At 71.1% G+C, this 23,492-nt stretch carries 22 protein-coding genes; 5 read left to right on the plus strand and 17 right to left on the minus strand.

Going from position 1 to position 23,492, the window contains the following annotated elements; genetic code table 11:
* Nucleotides 1–72 precede the first annotated feature (72 nt).
* Both urtA and AC3CF1_RS05390 read right to left on the minus strand, forming a co-directional pair.
* Nucleotides 73–1,317: an urea ABC transporter substrate-binding protein gene (urtA, locus tag AC3CF1_RS05385; protein ID WP_488449706.1), complete on the minus strand. Its 1,245-nt coding sequence runs from the start codon at nt 1,315–1,317 to the stop codon at nt 73–75.
* A gap of 422 nt (nt 1,318–1,739) precedes the next feature.
* The gene (locus tag AC3CF1_RS05390) at nt 1,740–2,822 is read right to left on the minus strand and encodes a substrate-binding domain-containing protein (RefSeq protein WP_488449707.1); all 1,083 of its coding nucleotides are present in this window, start codon (nt 2,820–2,822) and stop codon (nt 1,740–1,742) included.
* A gap of 95 nt (nt 2,823–2,917) precedes the next feature.
* Here AC3CF1_RS05390 and AC3CF1_RS05395 point away from each other — a divergent pair, with 95 nt between their 5' ends.
* Nucleotides 2,918–3,376 carry a MarR family winged helix-turn-helix transcriptional regulator gene (locus tag AC3CF1_RS05395; RefSeq protein WP_088948575.1) on the plus strand — a complete coding sequence of 153 codons (459 nt, stop codon included), beginning with the start codon at nt 2,918–2,920 and terminating at the stop codon, nt 3,374–3,376.
* 6 nt (nt 3,377–3,382) lie between these two features.
* Here AC3CF1_RS05395 and AC3CF1_RS05400 read toward each other — a convergent pair whose 3' ends face one another.
* The 8 genes from AC3CF1_RS05400 to AC3CF1_RS05435 form a co-directional block, all read right to left on the minus strand.
* Nucleotides 3,383–3,757 (minus strand): cupin domain-containing protein, encoded by a 375-nt coding sequence (locus tag AC3CF1_RS05400; RefSeq protein ID WP_210790000.1) that lies wholly within the window; start codon nt 3,755–3,757, stop codon nt 3,383–3,385.
* 142 nt (nt 3,758–3,899) lie between these two features.
* Nucleotides 3,900–4,616, minus strand: a complete 717-nt coding sequence (locus AC3CF1_RS05405) for an urease accessory protein UreD (protein ID WP_488449708.1) — start codon at nt 4,614–4,616, stop codon at nt 3,900–3,902.
* Nucleotides 4,616–5,398, minus strand: a complete 783-nt coding sequence (gene ureG / locus AC3CF1_RS05410) for an urease accessory protein UreG (protein WP_412769019.1) — start codon at nt 5,396–5,398, stop codon at nt 4,616–4,618. The genes AC3CF1_RS05405 and ureG overlap by 1 nt, the downstream gene beginning before the upstream one ends.
* Nucleotides 5,388–6,104, minus strand: a complete 717-nt coding sequence (locus AC3CF1_RS05415) for an urease accessory protein UreF (RefSeq protein ID WP_488449709.1) — start codon at nt 6,102–6,104, stop codon at nt 5,388–5,390. The genes ureG and AC3CF1_RS05415 overlap by 11 nt, the downstream gene beginning before the upstream one ends.
* Complete coding sequence (locus AC3CF1_RS05420; protein WP_488449710.1) at nt 6,104–7,807, minus strand: urease subunit alpha; 1,704 nt, start codon at nt 7,805–7,807, stop codon at nt 6,104–6,106. Before AC3CF1_RS05420 ends, AC3CF1_RS05415 begins: the two co-directional genes overlap by 1 nt.
* On the minus strand, nt 7,804–8,139 hold the full coding sequence (locus AC3CF1_RS05425; protein ID WP_354980672.1) for an urease subunit beta: 336 nt from the start codon (nt 8,137–8,139) through the stop codon (nt 7,804–7,806). Before AC3CF1_RS05425 ends, AC3CF1_RS05420 begins: the two co-directional genes overlap by 4 nt.
* Nucleotides 8,136–8,438 carry an urease subunit gamma gene (locus tag AC3CF1_RS05430; protein ID WP_488449711.1) on the minus strand — a complete coding sequence of 101 codons (303 nt, stop codon included), beginning with the start codon at nt 8,436–8,438 and terminating at the stop codon, nt 8,136–8,138. Before AC3CF1_RS05430 ends, AC3CF1_RS05425 begins: the two co-directional genes overlap by 4 nt.
* Before the next feature lie 93 nt (nt 8,439–8,531).
* Nucleotides 8,532–8,729 (minus strand): hypothetical protein, encoded by a 198-nt coding sequence (locus tag AC3CF1_RS05435; protein ID WP_354980674.1) that lies wholly within the window; start codon nt 8,727–8,729, stop codon nt 8,532–8,534.
* Nucleotides 8,730–8,763: 34 nt separating this feature from the next.
* Here AC3CF1_RS05435 and AC3CF1_RS05440 point away from each other — a divergent pair, with 34 nt between their 5' ends.
* The 3 genes from AC3CF1_RS05440 to AC3CF1_RS05450 all read left to right on the plus strand — a co-directional run bounded on the left by AC3CF1_RS05440 (nt 8,764) and on the right by AC3CF1_RS05450 (nt 11,735).
* Nucleotides 8,764–9,168: a hypothetical protein gene (locus tag AC3CF1_RS05440; protein ID WP_088948583.1), complete on the plus strand. Its 405-nt coding sequence runs from the start codon at nt 8,764–8,766 to the stop codon at nt 9,166–9,168.
* 339 nt (nt 9,169–9,507) lie between these two features.
* On the plus strand, nt 9,508–10,632 hold the full coding sequence (locus tag AC3CF1_RS05445; RefSeq protein ID WP_488449712.1) for a polysaccharide biosynthesis C-terminal domain-containing protein: 1,125 nt from the start codon (nt 9,508–9,510) through the stop codon (nt 10,630–10,632).
* A gap of 86 nt (nt 10,633–10,718) precedes the next feature.
* Nucleotides 10,719–11,735, plus strand: coding sequence for a methyltransferase (locus AC3CF1_RS05450; protein WP_328374147.1), 1,017 nt, complete (start codon nt 10,719–10,721; stop codon nt 11,733–11,735).
* 89 nt (nt 11,736–11,824) lie between these two features.
* Here AC3CF1_RS05450 and AC3CF1_RS05455 read toward each other — a convergent pair whose 3' ends face one another.
* The 5 genes from AC3CF1_RS05455 to AC3CF1_RS05475 all read right to left on the minus strand — a co-directional run bounded on the left by AC3CF1_RS05455 (nt 11,825) and on the right by AC3CF1_RS05475 (nt 19,102).
* Nucleotides 11,825–12,676: an alpha/beta fold hydrolase gene (locus AC3CF1_RS05455; protein WP_354980677.1), complete on the minus strand. Its 852-nt coding sequence runs from the start codon at nt 12,674–12,676 to the stop codon at nt 11,825–11,827.
* A gap of 249 nt (nt 12,677–12,925) precedes the next feature.
* Nucleotides 12,926–15,313 (minus strand): glycoside hydrolase family 99 protein, encoded by a 2,388-nt coding sequence (locus AC3CF1_RS05460; RefSeq protein ID WP_488449713.1) that lies wholly within the window; start codon nt 15,311–15,313, stop codon nt 12,926–12,928.
* Nucleotides 15,314–15,438: 125 nt separating this feature from the next.
* Nucleotides 15,439–16,491: an NAD-dependent epimerase/dehydratase family protein gene (locus AC3CF1_RS05465; RefSeq protein ID WP_355161707.1), complete on the minus strand. Its 1,053-nt coding sequence runs from the start codon at nt 16,489–16,491 to the stop codon at nt 15,439–15,441.
* 245 nt (nt 16,492–16,736) lie between these two features.
* Complete coding sequence (locus tag AC3CF1_RS05470; RefSeq protein WP_488449714.1) at nt 16,737–18,590, minus strand: adenylyl cyclase; 1,854 nt, start codon at nt 18,588–18,590, stop codon at nt 16,737–16,739.
* 239 nt (nt 18,591–18,829) lie between these two features.
* Nucleotides 18,830–19,102, minus strand: coding sequence for a GlsB/YeaQ/YmgE family stress response membrane protein (locus AC3CF1_RS05475; protein ID WP_210790049.1), 273 nt, complete (start codon nt 19,100–19,102; stop codon nt 18,830–18,832).
* Between the two features lie 121 nt (nt 19,103–19,223).
* On the opposite strand from AC3CF1_RS05475, the gene AC3CF1_RS05480 reads away from it, so the two are divergent.
* Nucleotides 19,224–22,265: an AfsR/SARP family transcriptional regulator gene (locus tag AC3CF1_RS05480; RefSeq protein ID WP_488449715.1), complete on the plus strand. Its 3,042-nt coding sequence runs from the start codon at nt 19,224–19,226 to the stop codon at nt 22,263–22,265.
* Between the two features lie 5 nt (nt 22,266–22,270).
* On the opposite strand, the gene AC3CF1_RS05485 is transcribed toward AC3CF1_RS05480, so the two are convergent.
* Entirely contained in the window at nt 22,271–22,825 is a 555-nt protein-coding gene (locus AC3CF1_RS05485; protein WP_088951807.1) for a dihydrofolate reductase family protein, read from the minus strand.
* A 73-nt stretch (nt 22,826–22,898) separates the two neighbouring features.
* Nucleotides 22,899–23,477: a hypothetical protein gene (locus tag AC3CF1_RS05490; protein WP_354980683.1), complete on the minus strand. Its 579-nt coding sequence runs from the start codon at nt 23,475–23,477 to the stop codon at nt 22,899–22,901.
* Nucleotides 23,478–23,492 lie beyond the last annotated feature (15 nt).

Below are 23,492 nucleotides of genomic sequence, written 5' to 3' on the forward strand. Positions count from 1 at the left end.
GGGTACTCCGAACTGCTGGTCGGGTGGCCCGGGCGGGGCGCGGCGTCGCGCAGCCCGCCCGGGCCGGCGTCGTCAGCTCAGGCCGCTCGCCCACGGATAGGTCTTGAGGTACGGGTCCGGCTGCACCGGCTTGCCGGAGTTCCACACCTCGGTGATCAGACCGTCCGCGCCGATCTTGCCGATCCGGGCGGTCTTGGCGATGTGCTGGGTCTTCCCGTCCACCGTGACCAGGCCCTCCGGCGCGTCGAAGGTGATCCCGTCCGACGCGGCGCGGACCTTCTCCACGTCGAAGGCGCCGGCCTTCTCGACCATGGCCTTCCAGAGGTACACGCCGACGTACGCGGCCTCCATCGGGTCGCTGGTGGGCTTGTCCGCGCCGAACTTCGCCTTGTACGCGGCCACGAACTTCGAGTTCGCAGCTCCCGGAGTGGTCTGGTAGTAGTTCCAGGCGGTCAGCTGACCCTCCAGGTACTGGGTGCCGATGCCCTTGACCTCCTCCTCGGCGATCGAGACGGACACCACCGGCATCGCGGCAGCGGTCAGACCGGCCGACTTGTATTCCTTGAAGAAGGCCACGTTGCTGTCGCCGTTGAGTGTGTTGAAGACGGCATCGGCGCCGGACGACTTGACCTTGTTGACGATGGTGCCGAACTCGGTGGATCCGAGTGGGGCGTAATCCTCACCGAGCACGGTCATCCCGTTCGCGGTCGCGTACGCCTTGATGATTTTGTTGGCGGTGCGGGGAAAGACGTAGTCGCTGCCGACCAGATAGACCGACTTCGCACCCTGCGCCTTGAGGTAGTCGAGCCCGGGAACGATCTGCTGGTTGGTGGTCGCACCCGTGTAGAAGATGTAGGGCGACTGTTCGAGGCCTTCGTACTGCACCGGATAGAACAGCAACGCCTTGTTCTTCTCGAACACCGGCTTGACCGCTTTGCGACTGGCCGACGTCCAGCAGCCGAAGACGGCGGCGACCCGGTCCTCGGAGATGAGCTTCTCGGCCTTCTCCGCGAAGGTCGGCCAGTCCGAGGCGCCGTCCTCGCCGACCGGCTGGATCTTCCTGCCGAGGACGCCACCGGCCGCGTTGATCTCCTCGACGGCGAGCATGATGGAGTCGCGGACGGTGACCTCGCTGATCGCCATGGTGCCGGAGAGCGAGTTGAGCAGCCCCACCTTGACGGTGTCGCCGGAGATGTCGGCGGTGACGCCTGTCGCGCCACCCTCGTCGGTGGTCTTGCTGCCGCACGCGGTCATCGCGGCCGCGGCGACCAGGATCATGGTGCCCGCCAGGATGCGGCGGCCCCGGAATAGTGACATCTACTCTCCCTGCGGTGCACTCAAGTGGCGAAAGGACGGTCGGTGCGGTCCGGTGGAGCTGACGTGGGCGATGCCGAGGCCGACGGGTGGACGCCGCTCAGGGCACCGGTTCGGATATGGGCACCGAAAGCGTCGACCGACATGATTGCGCTCATGTTTCCCGGCCCTTAATTGGCTGTTTCCGCGCGGTCGATCCGACGCGCACGAAAAACGGCCGGCACCGTCGGGGAGGAAACGGTGCCGGCCGTTCGGAAAGACGCAGATTTGGTGTCACCACAATGGTCGGCGGGCAATTCCGTCGATGGTGGGGACACAGTGGTGACATCTGACCCGAGGCCAGATCCTTCACGCAGGAAGCATCTTAGGACGGGATCGGGTGGCGCTGTCAAGGGTCCGGGCGGGCCGGCTGGCGGCCCCTGGTCTCAGAGCTGGGCGAGCACTGTGAAGTCGAGCCCGTCGGCCTCGGCCAGGTAGATGCGCTGACGGACGTGCCGCTGGCGCAGCAGCAACCGCCCGCGTGGCCCCTGGTAGGCCACCGTGTCAGCGGCCGTCTCGATGGCCCGCACGTCGAGGGTGCGGGCCTGGCCGATCAGCGCGGCGAGCAGCATCACGCCCTCGTAGCAGGACTCCCCGAGGCTGCCCAACGGCGGCGCCTCCACCCCGAAGCGACGGACGAACTCGCCGTGGAAGTCGAGGTTCTCCTGGGTGACCAACCCGGCGAAGAAGCCCGCCGTGCTGTACAGCCGCCGGGTCGCACCGGCACCGCTGGCGAGCAGCATGTTCTCGTCCATCAGCGTGCTCAGCCGCAGGCACCGCTGATCGAGGCCGGATCGGGCGAACGCCCGGTTGAACCGCACCGCGTCCGCACCGACGAGCAGCATCAGCACCCCGTCGGCGTCACTGTGCTCGATGCGGCGCAGCACCTCGGTGAAGTCGTGCGCGTCCAACGGCAGGAAGTGCAGGCCCACCACCTGCCCACCGCCGCGCAACGCGTACCGCTGGGCTGCCCGCGCGGTACGGCGTGGCCACACGTAGTCGTTGCCGACCACGAACCAGCGACGCACCCCCTGCTCTTCGGCGAGCAGCCGTATCGCGGGCCACAGTTGGGCATCCGGCGTCTCGCTGGTCAGGAAGACCCCCTCGGTGCGTTCACCGCCCTCGTAGAGTGCGGTGTAGACGTACGGCACCCGGTGCGCGACGCGTGGCGCCAGCGCCTGGCGCACCGACGAGATGTGCCACCCCGTCACTCCCTGCACCGCCCCCACCGACACCAACGCCTCGACCTCGGCGGCCACCTCGGCCGGCGGTGCGCCGCCGTCGACCGGCACCAGCCGCACCTCCCGGCCCAGCACACCACCACATCGGTTGATCTCCTCGACCGCGAGCTGCGCGCACAGCTCGCAGGTGGGGCCGAACATGCCGGCCGGCCCGCGCATCGGGTAGACCAACGCGATGCTGACCACGGCGCGGTCGACGGTCAGCCACGGCGGTGCCGGCGCGGACATGAGCACATGATTGCCCGGCCCGCGACCGAAGGCCAGGACTCACCACGGACCGGGACACTCGCTACCATGACAGGGCCACCGGACCAGGGAGTTCCATGTCAGACGTGCCCGGGGCGCCAGCCGACCTGCTGCGCTCGCTCACCCGCGCCGAACGGCTGCTCTCTCGCCGGCTGGGCGCCGTCCTGGCCGAGGACGCGCTGAGCATCGAGGCATGGCGGGTGCTCTGCCTGCTCGCCGACGGCCAGGGCCACCCAATGAGCGAGGTGTCCGCCGAGGCGTCGCTGCCTCCGGGCACCCTCACCAAACTGGTCGACCAGCTCGTCGACCGTAACCTCGTCTTCCGCCGGATAGACCCGATGGACCGTCGGCGGATCCGCGCCTACCTCACGGCCCGCGGCCGTCGCGAGCACGATCGTCTCGATGAGCGGGTGCGGGCCAACCTCGCCGAGCTGGGCATGCCACAGGTCGACGATCTGACCGTTCAGCTCGCCGACCTGATCGGTCGTCTCGACCCGGCCCGCCGCCGCGCCGACGCGATCGGCCCACACCGCTGACGAGGCTCAGTCGACCCTGGTGAGAAGCGGCTTGCCCTTCTCCACGACGTACGTGGCCAGTTCGACGGCGACGCCGTCGCCGACGTTGCGGGCCTGGTGGTGGACGCCGTACGGCACGGTCAGCGCGTCTCCGACGTTGCACACCATCGGCGGCTGACCTTCGAGCGTGTACTCCAGAGACCCCTGGAGCACGCAGATGATCTCTTCGCCCGGGTGGAAGTGCTTGAACGGCGGCGAGTCCGGTGTGAACTCCACCCGACTCTGGACGACCTCACGTCCCGGGATGCTGAGATCGTGTTTCTGGAGATCGACACGCCACAGCCCCGGCGCCGCCTCCACCGCCGTCGGACTGATGCCCTCGGGCCGGTCTTTCCCACTCATCACGGCCTCCTGTGAGCCGTCGCGGAACGGCAGTCACCCCGGTTGGCATGGCCTTCCGAGGATATGGGCCCCAGACCCGTCCCGGGCCGGGATGGGCGAACACGAGAGCCGACGACGTGCCGGGGTCGAGTGGGCGCTCGCGTCACCCGGTGAGGTGGGTGCGCAGGGTGTGCGCGTCGGGAGCGGTGGCGGTCCACAGTGTCGCCGGGCCCCCGGCCAACGGCAGTCGGGCGACGGTCCCGTCGACCGCGGCCGGTTCGGCGGGCCGCGACGGGTCGACCACCAACAGCGAGCCGGTGGCCGGTGCGCCGCCGAGCACCGCGGGGCCGGCCCAGCCGGGTGCGCGCGGCCCCACCGCCAGGGACTGGCGCAGCAGCGGCCGACCCGCGTAGTCGACCTGCGTGTGCACGACGGCGCCGCCCGGCGGCTCGCCGTACCGGCCACAGATCAGCTCGTCGCGCCAGCGCAGGCTCGCCCCGGCGGCCACCGCGACGCGGGACTCGGCGAGGTGCGCGCAGCCGGCCGCCGCGACCAGTTGTTCGGGGAGCCAGTGCAGCGTGGCACCGGCGTGCACCACCGCGGACACCGCCATCCGGGACACCGCGCCCGGCCGTCCCGGCAGGGCGATCGACGCCGCCACTGTGTGCACCCGCACCGCGGCGCCCGGTCCCACCTCGATCTCCAACCGCAGGTCGTCGCCGGCCAGCGGGCCGGCCGCCCCGCCGACGAGGTGCACCGTGGCGACACCACCGTCGGCCGGGGTCTGGCGCAGCAGGAGCGGCGTCTCGCCGTGCAGCTCGACCAGGACCGTGCCACCCCGACCGTCGGCCCGGGCGACCAGCCGGGCGAGCGCCCGCATCAGACCGGTCCGGCCGGTACGGCGAGCGGGTGCAGGGCCGCGTGGTGGGCCAGCTCGTGCCGGATCCAGTCGGCGACCCGGCTCGCCGTCGGGTCTCCCACGATGGACAGGAAGAGGGTCGGAAGGTCGCCGCGCCGAGCCCGCGCGTCACGGTCCATCACGGCGAGGTCCGCGCCCACCATCGGCGCCAGGTCGGTCTTGTTGATCACGAGGAGGTCGGCGGCGGTGACCCCCGGCCCGCCCTTGCGGGGCACCTTGTCCCCGCCCGCCACGTCGACCACGAAGATCTGCCGGTCGACCAGGCCCCGGCTGAAGGTCGCGGTCAGGTTGTCTCCTCCGCTCTCCACAAGGACCAGGTCCAACGGGCCGACCGCCTCGGCCAGCTCGTCGACGGCGTCCAGATTGGCGCCGATGTCGTCGCGGATCGCGGTGTGCGGGCAGCAGCCGGTCTCCACCGCCCGGATCCGGGCCGGGTCCAGCACTCCGGCCCGCCGCAGGAAGTCGGCGTCCTCGGTGGTGTAGATGTCGTTGGTCACCACGCCGAGCCGCAACTCGTCGGCGAAGGCCCGGCAGAGCGCGGCCACCAGGGCCGTCTTGCCGGACCCGACCGGGCCGCCGATGCCGACCCGCAGGGCACGACCGGCGCGGGCCAGTGGAGGGTGCGGGTCGACCCCCGGCTCGGGATGGGTGTGCGGGACGCTCTCGTCGTGCGGCGGGGCGGTCGGTGGTGGCGTGGTCGGGTCGACGGGCGCAGCGCTCGGCACAACAGTCTCAGGACGCAAAGAGACGCACCTCCCAGGTGGCATGGATTTCGGCGTGGATGTCGGCGAGTGGAGCGGCGGCGGCCGGCAGCCGCTCCGGTGGGTCGTCGGCGGCGCGGGCCGCGTCGGCAGCCGTGCCGTCGCAGGCGTCGGCCAGGCTGACCAGCAGGGCCTGGACCTGGTAAGGGTCGAGGCCGAGCAGGCGTACGCCGGCGCTGGCCGCCCCGGTCACCGTCCCGTAGGCGGCGACAGTGGCGGTGTCGAGACGGGACAACCCCGCCGTGGCGCAGAGCAGCCCGAGCACCAGCGGCTGGTGTGTGCCGGCGGGCGTCGTGGGCAGATCGCCGAACGGAGCGTCCGGCCAGATGGCCCGCCCGGCCCGCAGCAGCGCTCGGCCCTGCCGGCGGGAGACGGTTCGCAACGTCGGCGCCGCGGTACGCGCGTCCAGCTCCGCGTCGAGCTGGGCCAGGGTGGTTGCCAGCGTGGCGGTCCCGGCGGATTCGGCCGCGCCGACGGTCCCGGGCACCGCGGCCCGGTGTGCGGCCGCCGCGAACGCCGCACCGACCAGCCCGGCGGTGGCCAACCGTCCGGCCAGGAACGCCTGCAACGAGGCCAGGTCGGTGACCCGGCCGGCGGCGACGGCCGCCTCCAGACCGCCGGAGTGCGCGTGCGCCCCGGCCGGAAAGCGTCCGTCGGCCAGCAGCAACAGCAGGCTCGGCGTGGCCATCAGAACAGGAAGTACCGCTGGGCCATCGGCAGCCGGGGCACCGGGTCCGGTTCGACCACCACACCGTCGATCCGCACCGTGAAGGTGTCCGGGTCCACCTCGATGCGCGGCATCGCGTTGTTCTCCGGCAGGTCGGCCTTGCCCCGCGACCGCACGTCGCTCACCGGCACCACCCGGCGGCGCACGTCCAGCCGAAGCCCGGCGTCCAGGGCCGCCGGGGCCACGAACGCCAGACTGGTGGCGGCCGCCGCGGCACCGTACGCCCCGAACATCGGCCGCGGCAGCATCGGCTGCGGCGTCGGGATCGAGGCGTTCGCGTCACCCATCTGGGCGTACGCGATCATGCCGCCCTTGAGCACCAGGTGCGGTCGTACGCCGAAGAACGCCGGATCCCAGAGCACCAGGTCGGCGAGCTTGCCGGGTTCGACCGAGCCGACCTCGTGCTCCAGCCCGTTGGCCATCGCCGCGCAGATGGTGTACTTCGCGACGTACCGCCGGGCCCGGTGATTGTCGGCGGCGTCGTCGCCCGGCAGCGCGCCGACCCGCTCCTTCATCACGTGGGCGCTCTGCCAGGTCCGCAGGATCACCTCGCCGACCCGGCCCATCGCCTGCGCGTCGGAGCCGATGATGGAGATCGCGCCGAGGTCGTGCAGCAGATCCTCGGCAGCCATCGTGGACGGTCGGATCCGGCTCTCGGCGAAGGCCAGGTCCTCCGGCACGGACGGGTTGAGATGGTGGCAGACCATCAACATGTCCAGGTGCTCGGCGAGGGTGTTGGCGGTGTACGGGCGGGTCGGGTTGGTCGACGACGGCAGCACGTTCGGTTCACTGGCCACAGTGATGATGTCCGGTGCGTGCCCGCCGCCAGCACCCTCGGTGTGGTACGAGTGGATCGCCCGCCCGCCGATCGCGCGCAGGGTGTCGGCGACGAAACCGGCCTCGTTGAGCGTGTCGGTGTGGATCGACACCTGGACCCCGGACTGGTCGGCCACCCGCAGGCAGGCGTCGATCGCCGCCGGTGTGGTGCCCCAGTCCTCGTGCAGCTTGAAACCGCCCGCACCGGCGCGCAACTGTTCCCAGAGCGCCTCGCTGGAGACGGTGTTGCCCTTGCCGAGCAGCAGCACGTTGACCGGCATGGTGTCCAGCGCCTCGTGCATCCGGGCCAGGTGCCAGCCGTTCGGGGTGACAGTGGTCGCCCGGGTTCCCTCGGCCGGGCCGGTGCCGCCACCCACCAACGTGGTGACGCCGCTGGCCAGGGCCTCGGTGACGATCTGCGGGCAGATGAAGTGCACGTGGGTGTCGACCGCGCCGGCGGTGAGGATCCGCCCGTTGCCGGCGATCACCTCGGTCGACGGGCCGATGACCAGGTCGGGGTGGACGCCGGGCATGGTGTCCGGGTTGCCGGCCCGGCCGAGCGCCACGATGCGCCCGTCGCGCAGCCCCACGTCGGCCTTGACCACTCCCCAGTGGTCGAGCACCACGGCGCCGGTGATGACGGTGTCCAGTGCCCCCTCGGCGCGGGTGGCCCGCGACTGCCCCATCGACTCGCGGATCACCTTCCCGCCGCCGAAGACCGCCTCGTCACCACCGACGCAGTGGTCGGTCTCCACCTCGATGAGCAGGTTGGTGTCGGCCAGCCGGATCCGATCGCCGGTCGTCGGCCCGTACAGGTCGATGTAGCGGTCCCGCCGCACCGCGCTCACTCCGGTGACCCGTCGGCCGTCGGCGGGTCCAGTGGGCCCGCACACGCGCCACGCAGCCCCGGCACGACGCGCGCGCCGCCGAACGGGACGAGGTCGACGCTGCGGCTGATGCCCGGCTCGAACCGGACCGAGGTGCCCGCCGGCACGGCGAGCCGCTGCCCCCAGGCGACGTCCCGGTCGAACGCCAGGGCCGGGTTGGCCTCGGCGAAGTGGTAGTGCGAGCCCACCTGCACCGGCCGGTCGGCGGTGTTGACCACGAGCAGCGTGGTCACCGGGCGGCCCGCGTTGATCTCGACCGGGCCGGCCGCCGGCAGGACCTCCCCCGGGATCACGGGATCGGGTGGTGCACCGTCACGAGCTTGGTGCCGTCCGGGAACGTCGCCTCCACCTGCACCTCCCTCAGCAGCTCGGGGATGCCGTCCTGGACGTCGTCGCGGCCCAGCACGCTCCGGCCGGCCGACATCAGGTCGAGGACGGACCGGCCGTCGCGGGCCCCTTCGAGCAGGAACGCGGTGATCACCGCGACGGCTTCGGGGTAGTTGAGGCGCAGGCCGCGCTCGCGGCGGGCGCGGGCGACATCGGCCGCGACGTGGACGAGCAGGCGGTCCTGCTCATGCGGGCTGAGAAACACGGGCTTCTCCCGGTGGGGTGGGCGTGCCCGGCTCGCCGTCGGCCCCGCAGGGGGCCGCGCCGGGCAGCAGACACCCGGGGGTACGAGCTGGAGTCACACCACCGCCGAGTCCCCGCCGACGGGGCGACCCGGGACTCCACCATCCCGGCCCGCGTGACGGGCAACCGGCGGTGTCTCGGTCGGATGCGGACCGCACCGCCCACCGCTGAGCCGACCGTAGAGGATCACCACCGGCCCGGGCAACAGTCGATCCGGGTTCGCGCCGGCCCACTTCTGGGTGCCGGTGCTCATTCCCCTCGCGTACGACCCAGGGCATGATCGCCGGATGACGGCGACAAGGGGTACGCGCGCACTGCTCGGTGTTCTGTTCCTGGCGGCGGCCACGGTCGGGGCGTGGCTGCTCTGGCTGGGCTGGGACACCGACTACACGGTCGATGCGGAGACCGGCGCGAGCAGCGGCCCGTACGAGGCGTGGCAGGTGGTCGGCTGTGTGCTGACGCTCGTCCTGCTGGCCGCGCTCGCCGCCACGCGACTCAGCCCGTGGCTGGTGGCGACGGTGATGACTGTCGCCTTCACTGCGGCCTGGGGGTGGCAGGCCGCGTCCACCGACGACACCGGCCTGTGGGCCGTCGGGGCGGTGCTGGTGCTGGTCGGGATGGCGGCCGGCAGCACGGCCGTGAGCCTCGTCGCGCGGCGGGTCGGCCGACGCGTCGCCGGCCGACCCAGCTAGCCGCAGGTCGGCCCGTCAGCGGGCCACGGCGGGCGACGTCGCTGCCTGGTGGCTTCTGCACCGTCTGGTCTCGTTTGGAGTGTCCGGCGGAGCTCGTATCCGCGCTTCCTGCCCTTCGTTGACCCGAGTGTCGCATCCGGTGGGGCTTTCGCCCGCCAGCGGAGATCGGCGTCCGCGCGGCATTGTGCAGCACTACGTCCGGGCCGGCGGGTAACGAACGGGAGAACCAATGAGGGCGACTACCGCGTGCCGCCGAATGGTGATCTCCGACGGGACCCGATGCCTCGCGCGGACCACGGCTCGACGACTGCGCGACCAGGTACGTGATGAGGTGCTCGTGTGCTGAGCCTGGCCGTCACCGGCGCCGGTGGCTTCCTCGGCTGGCACGTGCGGGTCCTGCTGCACGCGCTCGGCTGGCCCGAGCCGATCGTGCTGACCCGCTCCGACCTCACCGACCCCGCAGTGGTCGCCCGCAAGGTAGCCAGAGCGGACCGGGTGCTGCACCTGGCCGGGGTCAACCGCGGCGACCCCGCCGACGTGGCCGCTGGCAATGTCCAGCTCGCCGCCCAGCTTGCCAAGGGTCTGCTGGCCTGCCCGAACCCGCCCGGCGGGCTGGTCTTCGCCAACTCCGTGCAGGCTGGCAACGGCACCCCGTACGGCGACGCCAAGGCCATCGCCGCCGACATCCTCGCGGACACCGCCGTGCCCCTGGACGACCTGCTGCTGCCCAACCTGTACGGCGAACACGGAAGGCCCTGGTACAACTCGGTGGTCGCCACCTTCTGCCGGATGCTCGCCGAGAACGGCCGGCCAGAGGTGCACGGGGACCGCGAGATGGATCTGGTGCACGTCACCGACGCGGCGGCCCGGCTGATCGGGGTGGCGACGACCGGCCCCTGGGACCCCGAGATGCCAGCCCTACGGGTCGGGGTCCGCGATCTCGCCGACCAGCTTGCCTCGTACGCCGGCATCTATCGCACCGGCGAGATCCCGCCGTTGCGCGACCGGCACGACGTGCGGCTGTTCAACACCTACCGGTCGCACTGCTTCCCAGCGCACTACCCGCTCGCCCTGCCCACCCGGGCGGACGCCCGGGGCGCCCTGGTCGAGGCCGTGAAGACGCACGGAGGAGCGGGGCAGACGTTCTGGTCCACCACCCGGCCGGGCGCCACCCGGGGCGAGCACTTCCACCTGGCCAAGGTGGAGCGGTTCGCGGTGCTGCGTGGCACCGCCGAGATCAGCCTGCGCCGGATCGGTGACACCGAGGTCGTCCGGTTCCTAGCCAGTGGCGACGAACCGGTCGTGATCGACATGCCGACCATGTGGGCGCACAACATCACCAACACCGGCCCGGACGATCTGCTCACCCTCTTCTGGACCAATGAGCTGTTCGATCCGGATCGGTCCGATACGTGGCCGGAGCCGGTTGGTGACGTACACCGGGTGCCGGCCGAGGTCCGATAAGTGACCCGTGAGAGTGCAGGAGCGCGGGCCTGACCGTCGACCGACCGCCCATCGTGGACGGAGCCGATCTGTGGTCTCATGGCGGCATGATCACTCCGACTCCCCTCATGCGTCTGGTGGCCGGTGTGTGGGGGTTCAAGACCCTCGCGGCCGGCGTCGAACTCGGTCTGTTCACCCGGCTCGCCGGGGGTCGGACGATGACAGTCGAGCAGGCCGCCGCCGAGTTCGGGCTGCCGGACCGGCCCGCGGACCTGTTGCTGGCCGCCAGCGCCTCGCTCGGCCTGCTGGAGAAGGCCGGCGACGGTTACCGCAACTCCGAGTTGGCCGAGCAGTTCCTGGTCGAGGGTCGCCCGTACTACTTCGGTGCGCAGGTCCGTTACTCCGACCTGCGCACCTATCTGCCCTGGCACCGCATCGGCGAGGCCCTGCGCACGGATCGGCCGTTGACCTGGGACCCGGAGGCACAGCAGTCGATGTTCGACACCGCCGACCCGGAGATGCTGACGCAGTTCTGGGACGCGATGTTCTCCACGTCCAGCTTCACCGCCGCCGCGTTGGCCGACGCGTACGACTTCTCCACGCACCGCCGCCTGCTCGACGTCGGGGGCGGTGCCGGGGCGTTCCCGATCGAGTTCTGCCGCCGCCTGCCCGAGCTGCGGGCCACCGTCCTGGATCTGCCGCACGTCTGCGTACGGGCACGGGAGCGGATCGCGGAGGCCGGCCTGACCGAGCGGATCGACGCGGTGGGGGGCGACTTCCTCGCCGACCCGGCGCTGCCGGACGGGCACGACGTCATCCTGCTCAGCATGATCCTGCACGACTGGGACGAGCCGACGAACCGGGCGCTGCTGGCCCGGTGCCACGCGGCGCTGCCGCCCGGCGGGGCGATCGTCGTCTGCGAACTGCTACTCAACGACGAGCGGACCGGGCCGCCGGAGGCCGCGCTGATGGGGATGAACATGCTGGTCGAGACCGAGGGTGGCCGCAACTACTCGGGCGCCGAGTACGCCGCCTGGCTCACCGATGCCGGTTTCGTCGACGTGCGTACCGTGCCGTTCGACGCCCCCGGTGCCAACGGCGCTGTGGTGGCCCGGCGGGCCTGACCGACGACGACACCCGGCCCCGGTGCGAACCGTGGGCCGGGTGTCGCGGCGCCTCACGGCGCTGGCGTCCGATCGGCTACCGGTACGGGTCAGGCGCGAGCCTTGACCGGCTGCTTCATGAAGTCCAGGATCGCCTTGTTGACGTCCTCGGCGTGTGTCCACGGGATGCCGTGCGGCGCGCCCTTGAGCGTGACGAGCTTGCCGGTCGGCATCATCGGCCCGAGCCGCTGGCCGGTCACCGGGTAGGGCAGCACCCGGTCCTGGTCACCCTGCACGATCAGCACCGGAATGTCGATCTTCGGCAGGTCGGGGCGGAAGTCCTCCTGCCAGGCGTCCACGCTGTCGTGGGTGCCCTTGGCGGAGGCCATCGCGCCGATCTGCCAGTGCGCCCGGTACGCCTCCTCGCTGACCCGCTTGCCCATGTTCTGGTCCGGGTTGAAGAACGCGTCGCAGAACGACGTCAGGTACGCGAAACGGTCCTTGATGATGGCGTCCTGGAAACCCTTGAAGAGGCTCCGGTCGACACCCTCCGGATTGTCGTTGGCCTTGGCCAGCATGGGTTGCAGCGGGCTGAGCACCACGGCCCGGCTCACGCGCTGGGAGCCGTAGTTGCCCAGGTAGCGAATGACCTCACCGGTGCCCATCGAGTGACCGACGAGGGTCACGTCGCTGAGGTTCAGCTCGGTCATCAGCACGTCCAGGTCCGCCGCGAACGTGTTGTAGTCGTACCCGAAGGTCGGCTGGGCGGAGTTGCCGTAACCGCGCCGATCGTAGGTGATCGTCCGGTATCCGGCGTTGAGCAGCTGGCTGGTCACCTTCTCCCAGGTAGCCCCGTTGAACGGGAAGCCGTGGATCAGCACCACCGGCTTACCGGAACCGTGGTCCTCGTAGTACAGGTCGATGGGCGCGGAGTTTTCCGTTCCCACGGTGATGAAAGGCATGTTTGTCTCCTGCTCCGGTATCGGGCTGTCGGACGTCAGCGCGCTTTCCCGCCGGGTCGGCGGATATGCCGGCCGTCGCTGTCCCGACAGGCGGAAGGCTCTGACCGAATGCTGGACAGACCGCTCGGTCAGACCGTGGCACCGCCCCAAATCCGACGGCCGGACTGCGGACGCGGCCACCGAGGGCCCGAGCCGGACGAAGCGAGCAGGACGACCGCCGCTCCCCCGGCGGTCGCCCTGCTCGTCGGCTCAGCTCTGGTAGACCTCCAGGGTCGACAGTTGCCCGGCAGGCCAGCCGGTGTTGCCGGTGACCGTGATGCGCACGTACCGGGTCTGCGCGGCGGTGAAGGTGATGCTCACCTGGTTGCCGGTGGCCGGGTTGAAGGTCCGCCCCGCCGAGCCGGCCAGTGTGCTGAAGCTGGCGCCGTCGGTGCTGCCCTGCACGGCCAGGGTCTGCGTGCGGCTGGCCCAGGCGGTGGCCGGGGGCAGCTTGAGCACCACCCGCCCGACCGTGCGCGTCGCACCGAGATCGACCTGGACCCACTGCGGGAACGCGTTGTTGGCGCTCTCCCAGTAGCTGTTCGGGTCGCCGTCGACCACGTTGCCCGACCCGTAACTCTGGACGTGGCTGCTCTCGCTGGTGGGTCGACCCCGGGCGAGGTCCGCGTTGGTCGGGGCGTCCGTGGTCACGGTGACCGTGTTGGACGCGCCGGACGTGTTGCCGGCGGCGTCGCGCGCGGTGACCGTGAAGGTGTACGCGGTGGACGGGTTGAGCCCGCTCACGGTCGCCGTGGTGCCCGTGACGGTGGCGACGACAGTGCCGCCCTGGCGCACCTGGTAACCGGTCACGCCGGTGTCGTCGGTGGAGGCCGTCCACGCCAGCGACACGCTGGTCGACGTCCGGCCGGTGACCGTCAGGCCGCTCGGCGCGGTCGGTGGGATGTCCGGTGTGGTGGTGCCCGCGTACACCTCGACCTGGGCGAGTTGGGCGGCCGGCCAGCCGGTGTTGCCGCCGATGCTGAGGCGGACGTAACGGGCGGTGGTGGTCGTCAGCGTGCGGGTGACGGTGTTGCCGGTCGCCGGGTCGAAGGCGAAACCGGCGGCCGGGGTGATGGTGGCGAAGGAGCTGCCGTCGACGCTGCCCTGCACGGTGATCGTCTGGGTGCGCGCGCCCCAGCCGGCGGGCAGCCGCAGCACCAGTCGGTTGACCTGGTGACTGGCGCCGAGGTCGACCTGCCACCAGTGCGGGAAGGCGCCGCCGCTGCTCTCCCAGTAGCTGCCGACGTTCGAGTCCACAGCGTTCGACGCCGGGAACCCGCCACCCTGGCTGCTCGCCGAGGTCGGCCGGCCGGCGGCCAGGTTCCCGCCGGTCGGTGGCGGCGTGCCGATCATCGGTGGCGTGGGACGGACCGCGGTGAGCGCCAGCTGCCCCTTGAGCATCCGACCGCCGTCGGCCGTGATCCGCAGGTAGTAGTCCGAGGAGCAGGCCACGCCGTCCTCGTCCAGGGCGCGGATGTTAGCGCCGGCCGGGGTGGTGGCCTGGGTCTCGGAGGTCTTCGCGATCTGGTTGCCCTCGTTGTACTCGTCGTACATGGACACGTAGAGGCCCTGGGACCCGAGTCGAACCATGTTGTAGATGTGCCGCCAGTAGAAGTCGCCGTGCTTGCGGTGACCATCGGCGAGGTCACCGGGCATCACGCAGGGCAGGTAGTCGAGGCCGCGTGCCGCGCAGTCGGCCATGTCGCCGACGTTGACGTTGTTGTAGTACGAGTCGAGTTCCTCGACCGTCCTGGCCCGGTAGACCATCCACGGCGAGATCGCGTTGAACGCGTGGTAGACGTCGAGGAAGCCCGGACGGGAGTCCTCGATGCCCTGCCGCCACCAGGTGGGCACGCCACCGATGACGTAGCAGCCCTGCGCCTTGAACCAGTTGATGACCTCCAGGCAGGGCCCGGGCGTGAACGGTCGGCTGGGCTCGCTGAAACCGAAGCCCCAGATGCACACGACCGGCTTGCCGTTCTGCCGGGCGTACGCGGAGGACGCGACGTGCGCCGACATCTTCGTCGTCCAGTCGGTCTTGATGTCCGACTGGAAGGTCAACCAGTCGGTGACGTCGTACATGATGTAGAACTTGCGGCCGTAGCGCTCGGCGGCGGAGCGGACCTTCTGCGTCATCGCGTCGCGGGTCGGCCCCTCGTCGCCCGTCGGGTTGAACCGCTGCAACGCGGCGGTGTCGCAGCCATACTCCTGCATCCACCGGAAGTGGGTGTCCACCGTCTGCTGGTCGTAGGAGGAGAACAGGGTGGCCGGCTGGCCGTTGCCCAGGTTGGGGTACGCGGTGGGATAGGTGCGCGTGTACTCGCGCATGTCCGGCCAGGACACGATGGTGGTGTTGGCGGGCGAGGGCGGCTGGAAACGGTCGCGGCTCCAGTGCCACCAACCGCCGATCGGCGCCGAGTCACCGGGGGCGCTGAACCAGCCCTGGTAGCCGACCGTCACCTTGCCGACCACGTCCCCGGGAGGACTGGCGGCGGAGGCGGGGCTGGGCAGGGTGGTGAGCAGCTCGGTGCTGGAGGCGGCGGCGAGGGCGGACCCCGCCATCACGGACGTGACGAACCTGCGGCGGGAGACCGCCATGACGACCACTCCTTCTTCGACGGAAGGCATTGACGGCCATCGTGGCAGCAGTCGATGCCAACCCGCAAGAGTTAGACTGATCGATGAAATTCCAGATCAGATGGCGGGAATTTCACGCTGGGTCATCAGTGGGTCAGAGCCTGGTCCAGGGCGCGTACCGGGGACAGGATCCGGCTGCCGGCCTGCCAACGGCGGGCGTCGCGCACCGTCATCCGCACGCCCTCGGTGAAGCCGAGCTTTGGCTGCCAGCCGAGCAGCTCGCGCGCCTTCCTGGTGTCCAGCGCCATGTTGCGGACCTCGCCCGGCCAGGGCAACGGCTCGTAGCAGGCCGTGTTGTCGACACCGGACGCCTCCCGGACCGTGTCGTAGACGTCGTTGATGCTCGTCTGCTGGCCGGAACCGATGTTGACCATCCCCACCCCGCTGTGGTGGCAGGCGACGGCCACCGCCTCGGCGACGTCGCTGACGTGGATGAAGTCCCGGGTCTGCGTGCCGTCGTCGTAGATCACCGCCTGGCGGCCACCGAGCAGGGCATCCACCATCAGGGACACGACGCCGTAGTCGCCGCCCTCCTGCCGGGACCCGTAGACATTGCCGAAGACCATCGACGTGTACGACAGGCCGTGCTGGCGTCCGTACCAGTCGAGATAGTGCACGCCGGCGGCCTTGCTGATGCCGTACGGGTCCACCGGAGCGATCGGGTGGTCCTCGCGGACCGGCAGGTCGTGGGCGGGGACGCTGCCGAAGATGGCGCTGCCGGCCGCATTGACCACCAGTCGTACGCCACTGCGGGCGCACGCGTCCAGCACGTTGGCGGTGCCGAAGACGTTCACGTCGGCGTCGTACAGCGGTGAGCGGCGACCCACCGGAGCGTTCGCCTGCGCGGCGAGGTGCACCACGACGTCCGGCTGCCACTGGTGGATGACCTCGACACCCTCCGGCGTACGGATGTCACCAGAGACGACGTCCGCATCGGTCAGACCGCCGCACACGGCGTCCGCCAGATTCTCGAGCCGGCCGGTGGAGAAGTTGTCGAGCACCCGGACCTGGCTGCCCATCAGCATCAGCCGGGCGACCACGTGGCTTCCGATGAAGCCGGCACCTCCCGTGACCAGAACACGCCGGGGCGTCAGAGCGGTCGCCGGGTCGACGCCGACGGCATTAACTGGCAGGTCCACCTGGAACTCCTTGGACGACAGAGCCTGTCGGCCCGCTTCGCACACCAAGACCACCAGGCACGACAGTAACCCACCAAATAACCACGAAAGAGACTTTTCGTCTAATGCAGCGGAGTGGACATGAGGTTTCGTCGCGGCCACTGTCGGCCGGCAGCGTTCCCGCGCGGATTGGATCCGTTGACCGTTCCACAGCCGACGGGGCCGGAGCCATGCCGGCTCCGGCCCCGTCGGTGCACCCGAGACCCTTACGAAGTCGGGTACTGCGCGAGGTAGACCGGCACGCCCACCTTGGTCATGTCGGCCGCCTCGCCGACGCCGTTGACCACGTGGTCGATCGTGCCGGCGCTGAGGTTGACGGTCATGACGTGGTGCAGCTTCACGCCCGGCCGGTTCGGCACCTCGAAGCCGTTCTCGGTGTGGATCGACGGGTTGTTCTGGTTGAAGACGTACACCCCGCCGCCGTGCAGGGTGTGGTGACGCACCCGGTCACCGACCTTGTACCCGGCCCAGCCCTCGACCGCGCCGTTCATCCAGTCGGCCTGCGTCGGCGGGTCGTACGGCAGCTCGTTCTGGTACAGGATCGTGGTGCCGTGCTCGCCGTTCCAGACCGTGTTGTAGCGCTGGAAGTGCTCGACGAACAGACCGGTCGCGGTCACGTGGTCGCCGTTGATGACGGCGCCGTAGCGACCGGTGTTGGTGCGCCAGCGGTCGGTGTCACCGTTGACGCCCTCGGTGAAGCCCTCGACGCCGTGGTCACCGCGCCAGACCCAGGTGTGGTCGATGAGCACGTTGTCGCTGTTGACCTCCAGCGCGGTGTTCGTCCGGCCGATGTGCGGGCCGCCGACCCGGAAGTACACGTCGGACAGCGTGGTCGGGTTGTGCGGGCTGCTGGCGTTGTGGCCGTGCTGGCGGCCCACCCGCAGCAGGACCGGCGACTCGACGAGACCGGCGTCGATCGTGACACCGGCGACGATCACGCCGGGGACACCGGCGACGTCGAGCGGGATGGCGCCGTTCACCGCGGTGAGCGTCGCGTGGCCGATTCCGAGCACCACGGTGCCGGGCCGCCGCACCTCGATGCTGCGAGCGATGTCGTACGTGCCGGGGGTCAGCAGCAGGTGCTTCCCGCGCGCGAGTTGGGCGTTGATGACGCGTACCGGGTCGGACGGCTTGGCGACGAAGAAGTCGTCGATCCCGATCGTCCGTCCCGGCGTCATTCCGTTGGCCCAGGAGACTCCCCGACTGTCGCGCTGCGCGGCGGGCACCCGCACGTTGTAGCGACCCTTGCCGTCGACGAAGAGGTACGGCTTCTCCCGGCTCAGCGGGGTGGTCTCCAGTGTGGTGTACGGCGGGTCGGGGAACGTGGCGTCGTCCGGCGCGCCCTCCACGCCCGCGAAGACCTGGTTCCACACCGCGTTGGACCAGCTGTCGACCTCGCTGTTGCGGGTCAGCCACTGCTGTTGCGAGCCGTTGGTGGTGGCCGGCAGCCGCGAGTCGGCGATGAAGCCGCCGCTGGCGAACTGCGGCCCGGCAGTGCAGTAGTCCATCAGCGACAGACCGCCGCCGTTGATGTTCAACCGGCGCATCGACACCGCCTGGGACACCGCCCAGAAGTTCGCCGTCGACCGGCAACCGTCCTGGCCGGAGGCGTTGATGGTGAGCGACAGGTTGGACAGGGTGCGCCAGAAGTTGACCAGCGCGAGGCAGTTGCCGGTGCCGCCGTCGGCCAGGCAACGGTTGTAGACCTCGAGCTTGCCGTTCACCGTGACGTCGGTGGGCGAGGCGCCCAGACCGGACACCTCGGTGTAGTAGCCGACCTTGGCCTGCAACGGCTGCTCGGCCGTGCCGTACGTGCCCGGCTTGAACAGGTAGGCGTGCCGCTCGGTGCCCATCTCGTTGTCGACCTGCCGGGCGTGGGCCGCGTCCAGGGTCTGCTGGATCTCGGCGACAGGCATGCCCGGGTCGAAGATCGTCACGTTGGGGCCGAAGTCCGGTGCGCCGTGGGTCGGGCGGCCGGCGGTGGCGGCGGTGCTGGTCATGGTGACCGCGGTGGTCACCAGCAGAGCAAGGGTGAGGCTACGTAGGGACGGGCTTGTCATGTAGTTCGTCCTCTCCGCTGGCCGAAGATGCTTCCGGCGCAGCTGGGGGCGGTGAGAGCGCTCTCTGACCCCTGCCGCCGGAGGTTGGGCCGGACCAGAAGGGGGTTGACATCTTTCTACCCGTTAATCCGGCCGCCCGCCATGACCACGGACAGCGAACTTCGTCGGTCCATTCCGGAGTCCGGATACGGCGAGGCCCGCCCTCCTGAGGAGGGCGGGCCGCCACGAGGTGTGAGAGGTCAGCGCACCCGGCGTCGGCCGTAGGCACCGGCGACGATCGCCACGCCGACAGCGGCGAAGACGACCTGCAGGATCAGCTCGATCCAGTCGATCCCGCTGGTGTCGTCGACACCGAGGGCACCGGCGACGAGGGTGCCGAGGATCGCCGCGACCACACCGATGAGCAGGGTCAGCCAGATCGGGATGTTCTGCTTGCCCGGCACCACCAGCCGGCCCAGCACGCCGATGATCAGACCGATGATGATGGCGGCGAAGAAGCCGGTAATTTCCACGGGAGTCGTCCTTTGCGAGGGGAATGTCGTCGGCCTTTGATTGCCCTGGGCAACGAGCCGCGAAACACCCTCTGGATCTTCAATCTTGCGGTCGGCTTCAGGCCGCCTTACCGGCGTTAGGATGACCGCCGTGCAGTTCGGGGTGCTCGGGCCGCTCGCCGTGACCACGGACGCCGGCGAGCCGGTGGTGGTGCCCGGCACGAAGGTACGCGCGCTGCTGGCCGACCTGCTGGTCAACCGCAACCAGGTGGTCTCGGCGGACCGCCTCATTGACGATCTGTGGGGCGAGGACTGCCCCGCCAACCCCGCCGGCGCCCTCCAGGTGCGGGTGTCCCAGTTGCGCAAGGCGCTCAACGACGCCGAGCCGGGTGCCCGCGAGCTGGTCGAGTCCCGGCCGCCGGGCTATCTGCTGCGGGTCGACGCGGTCGACGTCGCCCGGTTCGACGAGCTGGCCCGGTGCACCGACGTCGAGCGGTTGGCCGATGCCCTCGCGTTGTGGCGCGGCGAGGCGTACGCCGACGTGGCCGACGCCGAGTTCGTCCGCGCGGAGGCCAACCGCCTCGCCGAGCAGCGCCTCGCCGTCCACGAACGGTTGGCCGAGGCCCGGCTGGCCCGGGGTGAACACGACCTGGTCGCCGCCGACCTCGCCGAGCTGGTCACCCGGCATCCGCTGCGGGAGGGCCTGCGGGCGGTGCAGCTCCGCGCGTTGTACGCGGCCGGCCGCCAGTCCGAGGCCTTGGACAGCTACGCCGACCTGCGGGAGCGGCTCGCCGAGGAGCTGGGCCTCGACCCCGGCCCCGAGCTGGTCGCCCTGCACCGCAGGATCCTCGAACAGGACGCCGCCCTCAACGCGCCGCCGAAGGCCGCGGTCATCCGCACCAGCCTTCCCGCCCCGCTCGACGAGCTGGTCGGGCGGGCCGAGGCGCTGGCCGAGCTGGGCGAACTGCTGCCCCGCCAGCGGTTGGTGACGCTGGTCGGGCCCGGTGGCGTCGGCAAGACCAGACTGGCCGTCGAGACGGCCCGCGCGCAGTCCCTTCCCGACGGAGTCCAGCTGGTCGAGCTGGCCCCGCTGCCCGCCGGTGACGCGCTCGTCGCCGAGCAGGTGCTCGCCGCTCTGGGCAGCTACGAGGCGGCCGGCACGAGCATGTCCCCCGCCGACCGGCTGGTGGCGACTCTGCGGCACCGACACCTGTTGCTCGTGCTGGACAACTGCGAACACGTCATCGACCCGGTCGCCGAGCTGGTCGCCCGGCTGCTGCGCGAGGTGCCCGGGCTGCGGGTGCTGGCAACCAGCAGGGAGCCACTCGGGCTGACCGGTGAACTGCTCTGGGAGGTACCCCCACTGCCCGTGCCGGATGACGGTGACCTGGACACGGTCCGGCACTCGGCGGCGGCCCGGTTATTCGCCGCCCGCGCCGCCGCGCAGCAGCGCGGGTTCCGCCTCGACGGGCAGAGCGCCGCCGCGGTCGCGCAGCTCTGCCGCCGCCTCGACGGCCTGCCGCTCGCGCTGGAGCTGGCCGCGACCCGGGTGCGCGCGCTGGGCGTGCGCGGTGTGGTGGAACGGCTCGACGACCGCTTCCGTCTGCTCACCACCCAGCAGCGGGACGTGCCACCCCGGCAGCGGACGCTGACCGCGGTGATCGGTTGGAGCTGGGACCTCCTCGACGAGACCGACCGGCTGGTGCTGGCCCGGCTGGCGGTGTTCCGGGACGGCTGCACCCCGGAGGCCGCCGAGTACGTCTGCGGGACTGACCTGGACACCCTCGCCCGGCTGGTGGACCGGTCGCTGGTGGTGCTCGACGACTCCGGCGCCAACCCGCGCTACCGGCTGCTCGAATCGGTCGCGGCGTTCTGCCTGGACCGCCTGACCGACGCTGACGCCGTGCGCACCCGGCACGCCACCTACTACACGGAGCTGGCCGAGCGCGCCGACCCGGAGCTGCGCGGGGCCGACCAGCAGCGGTGGCTGGCGCTGCTGGACGCCGAGATGGCGAACCTGCGATCCGCGCTGGTGCACGGCGGAGGGCTGCGCCTGGCGGTCGCGCTGAGCTGGTACTGGCACCTGCGCGGCCGGCTCACCGAGGCGCGGCGCGCCCTGGCTGTGCCCGGTGACCCGGAACAGGAGACCCGGGCGGCCCCCTGGCGGATCGGCTTCGCTCTGTCGCAGGGCGAGGCGACCGAGCCGGACGACGTACGCGCCGCGGTGGCCGCCGACCCGGGCGGCCACGCCGCGTGGTTCGCGGCCAACGCGGTGATCGAGCACGGCGACCTGGCCCTGGCGGCGGAGCTGCTGCCCACCGCCACCGTCGACAGGTGGACCGAGGCCGCGGTGCTCACCTCCCTGGCCCACATCGCGCACGCCAACGGTGACCAGGCCGCCCTGGAGGACACCGCGACCCGCAGCGCCGCGCTCTTCGCCGACCTCGGCGACCGGTGGGGTCGGCTCCGTGCGACCGAGTGGGTGGGCGGCCTGGCCGACATGCGCGGCGAGCACGAGCGCGCCGCCGCGCTGCACCGCGAGGGGCTGCGCTGGGCCGAGGAACTGGCCCTGTGGCCGCAGGTCTGCGCAGAGCTGTCCTGGCTGGCCTGGCTCGCCGTGCAGACCCGCGACTACGCCCAGGGTCGGGAACTGGCCGAACGCGCGTACGCCCTGGCGGTCGAGCAGGGCTCGCCCGGTGCGCTGGTCTTCGCGGAGATGAGCCTCGGGCTGGCCGCCCGCCGCGACGGCAAGCTCGACCTGGCCGTCACCCACCTCAGCCACCTCGCCGACCTGGGTCGGGGCGAGAGTCAACCCGCGCTCTACCTGCCGATGGTCCTGGTGGAGCTGGGCTACGCCCTCGAGCAGGGCGGTGATCCGGATGCCGCGCTGGCCCTGCACATCGAGGCGTTCGAGGCCGCCGAGGCGATGACCACGATGCGCGACGCGGTCGGCCCCCTGGAGGGGATGGCGGCGGCGGTGCGCTCCCCCGAGGTGGCCGCCCGACTGCTGGGCGCCGCTGCCGCTGCCCGGCTCGCCACGCAGTCCCCCGCAGCGCCGGCCGAACGCGACGACACCGACCGGACGACCGAGCGCCTGCGAGCCGCACTCGGGCCGCAGCGGTTCGACGCGTTGCTCGCCGAGGGCGCGAAGCTGAGCCCGAGCGAGGCCCGGGCTCAGCTCTGATCTGGTCAGGCCGGCGTCTTCGGCGCGTACGAGGCGACGATCACGCCGCTCTTGTGCACCCGGGTGTCGACCAGGTCGAACGAGGCCTTGAAGTCGGTCAGCGGCACCGTCAGGTTGGCGCCCCCCTCCAGCACCGGGTGGATCCAGAACCGGACCTCGTCCACCAGGCCCGCCCGGATCAGCTGCGCGGTGACCGAGCCGAAGCCGTACTGGATGATGTTCTTGCCCTCCTGGGCCTTGAGCGCGCTGACCGCCTCGACCAGGTCGCCCTGGAGCACCTCCGTGTTGTTCCAGGTGGGGTCGGTCAGGGTGGTCGAGGCGACGTACTTCTTGACGTTGTTGAAGTACGCGGCGCCCGTGGTCGGGTCGCTCTCGTCCCTGGTCGGCCAGGCGGCGGACATGCCGTCGTAGGTGGCTCGGCCCATCAGCATCGCGTCAGCCTCGGTGGTCTGCGCCCCGGCGAGGCTGGCGGCCTCCTCGTCGAAGTACGGCATGGTCCACATGGGGTTCTCGATGACGCCGTCGAGGGTGATGTAGGTCGAGTTGATGAGCTTGCGCATCGGGATCTCCTGGGTGTCTGTCGTGCTCTCCGGTGACACCCAGAACTCTGCCAATGCCCGCTTACGATTCGCTTCAGGTGCCCTTACCGGCGTCCCCGGCCGTGCCTGGCGCCGCTTGCGCCAGCGGGTCGGTCAGCGGGATGGGCAGCGCCTGCGTGGCCACCGTGCCGCCGCCGGTCGAGTGCGCCGGCGCGGGGCGGTCACCGGTGCGGCTGTGCAGGCGTCCCTGCCCCGCCGGCCCGGCACGCCGGGTCACCTCGACGGTCACCATCCGCACCGGCAAGGGCGGCGCGGTGAAACGCCCGACACCCCACCGCACCCAGATCGGAATCCGACCGGCGTCCGCCTCAGCCAGCAACTTCTGCACCGTACGGGCCCGGTCGGTGTGGTCGACCTCCACCACGACCGGCGGGCCGTCCGGGCGGGCACACGCCACGTCCAGGACCGAGTGCCGTTGCTCCAGCGGCGGCGGCAACGGCAACACGCTGGGGGCGCGCCGATAGACCCGCCAGCCCTGGGCCTCGGCCCACCCCACCACCGAGTCGATCACCCGCGCGGTGACCTCGTCGGCGCTCAGGTCGACGAAGGTCAGGTCCGCCAGAGCGCGACCGAGGTCGGCCGCCAACCGCTCGCCCTGCGCCGTGACCTCCACCGGCGCAGGATAACG

The sequence above is a fragment of the Micromonospora sp. MGP-C2 genome (genome assembly GCF_057766525.1).

Bases quoted from the DNA above. Each gene is read 5' to 3' on its own strand.
- urtA (WP_488449706.1), bottom strand. From the start codon at position 1,317: ATGTCACTATTCCGGGGCCGCCGCATCCTGGCGGGCACCATGATCCTG.
- AC3CF1_RS05390 (WP_488449707.1), bottom strand. From the start codon at position 2,822: ATGTCCGCGCCGGCACCGCCGTGGCTGACCGTCGACCGCGCCGTGGTC.
- AC3CF1_RS05395 (WP_088948575.1), top strand. From the start codon at position 2,918: ATGTCAGACGTGCCCGGGGCGCCAGCCGACCTGCTGCGCTCGCTCACC.
- AC3CF1_RS05400 (WP_210790000.1), bottom strand. From the start codon at position 3,757: ATGAGTGGGAAAGACCGGCCCGAGGGCATCAGTCCGACGGCGGTGGAG.
- AC3CF1_RS05405 (WP_488449708.1), bottom strand. From the start codon at position 4,616: ATGCGGGCGCTCGCCCGGCTGGTCGCCCGGGCCGACGGTCGGGGTGGC.
- AC3CF1_RS05415 (WP_488449709.1), bottom strand. From the start codon at position 6,104: ATGGCCACGCCGAGCCTGCTGTTGCTGCTGGCCGACGGACGCTTTCCG.
- AC3CF1_RS05435 (WP_354980674.1), bottom strand. From the start codon at position 8,729: ATGAGCACCGGCACCCAGAAGTGGGCCGGCGCGAACCCGGATCGACTG.
- AC3CF1_RS05440 (WP_088948583.1), top strand. From the start codon at position 8,764: ATGACGGCGACAAGGGGTACGCGCGCACTGCTCGGTGTTCTGTTCCTG.
- AC3CF1_RS05450 (WP_328374147.1), top strand. From the start codon at position 10,719: ATGATCACTCCGACTCCCCTCATGCGTCTGGTGGCCGGTGTGTGGGGG.
- AC3CF1_RS05455 (WP_354980677.1), bottom strand. From the start codon at position 12,676: ATGCCTTTCATCACCGTGGGAACGGAAAACTCCGCGCCCATCGACCTG.
- AC3CF1_RS05460 (WP_488449713.1), bottom strand. From the start codon at position 15,313: ATGGCGGTCTCCCGCCGCAGGTTCGTCACGTCCGTGATGGCGGGGTCC.
- AC3CF1_RS05470 (WP_488449714.1), bottom strand. From the start codon at position 18,590: ATGACAAGCCCGTCCCTACGTAGCCTCACCCTTGCTCTGCTGGTGACC.
- AC3CF1_RS05480 (WP_488449715.1), top strand. From the start codon at position 19,224: ATGACCGCCGTGCAGTTCGGGGTGCTCGGGCCGCTCGCCGTGACCACG.
- AC3CF1_RS05485 (WP_088951807.1), bottom strand. From the start codon at position 22,825: ATGCGCAAGCTCATCAACTCGACCTACATCACCCTCGACGGCGTCATC.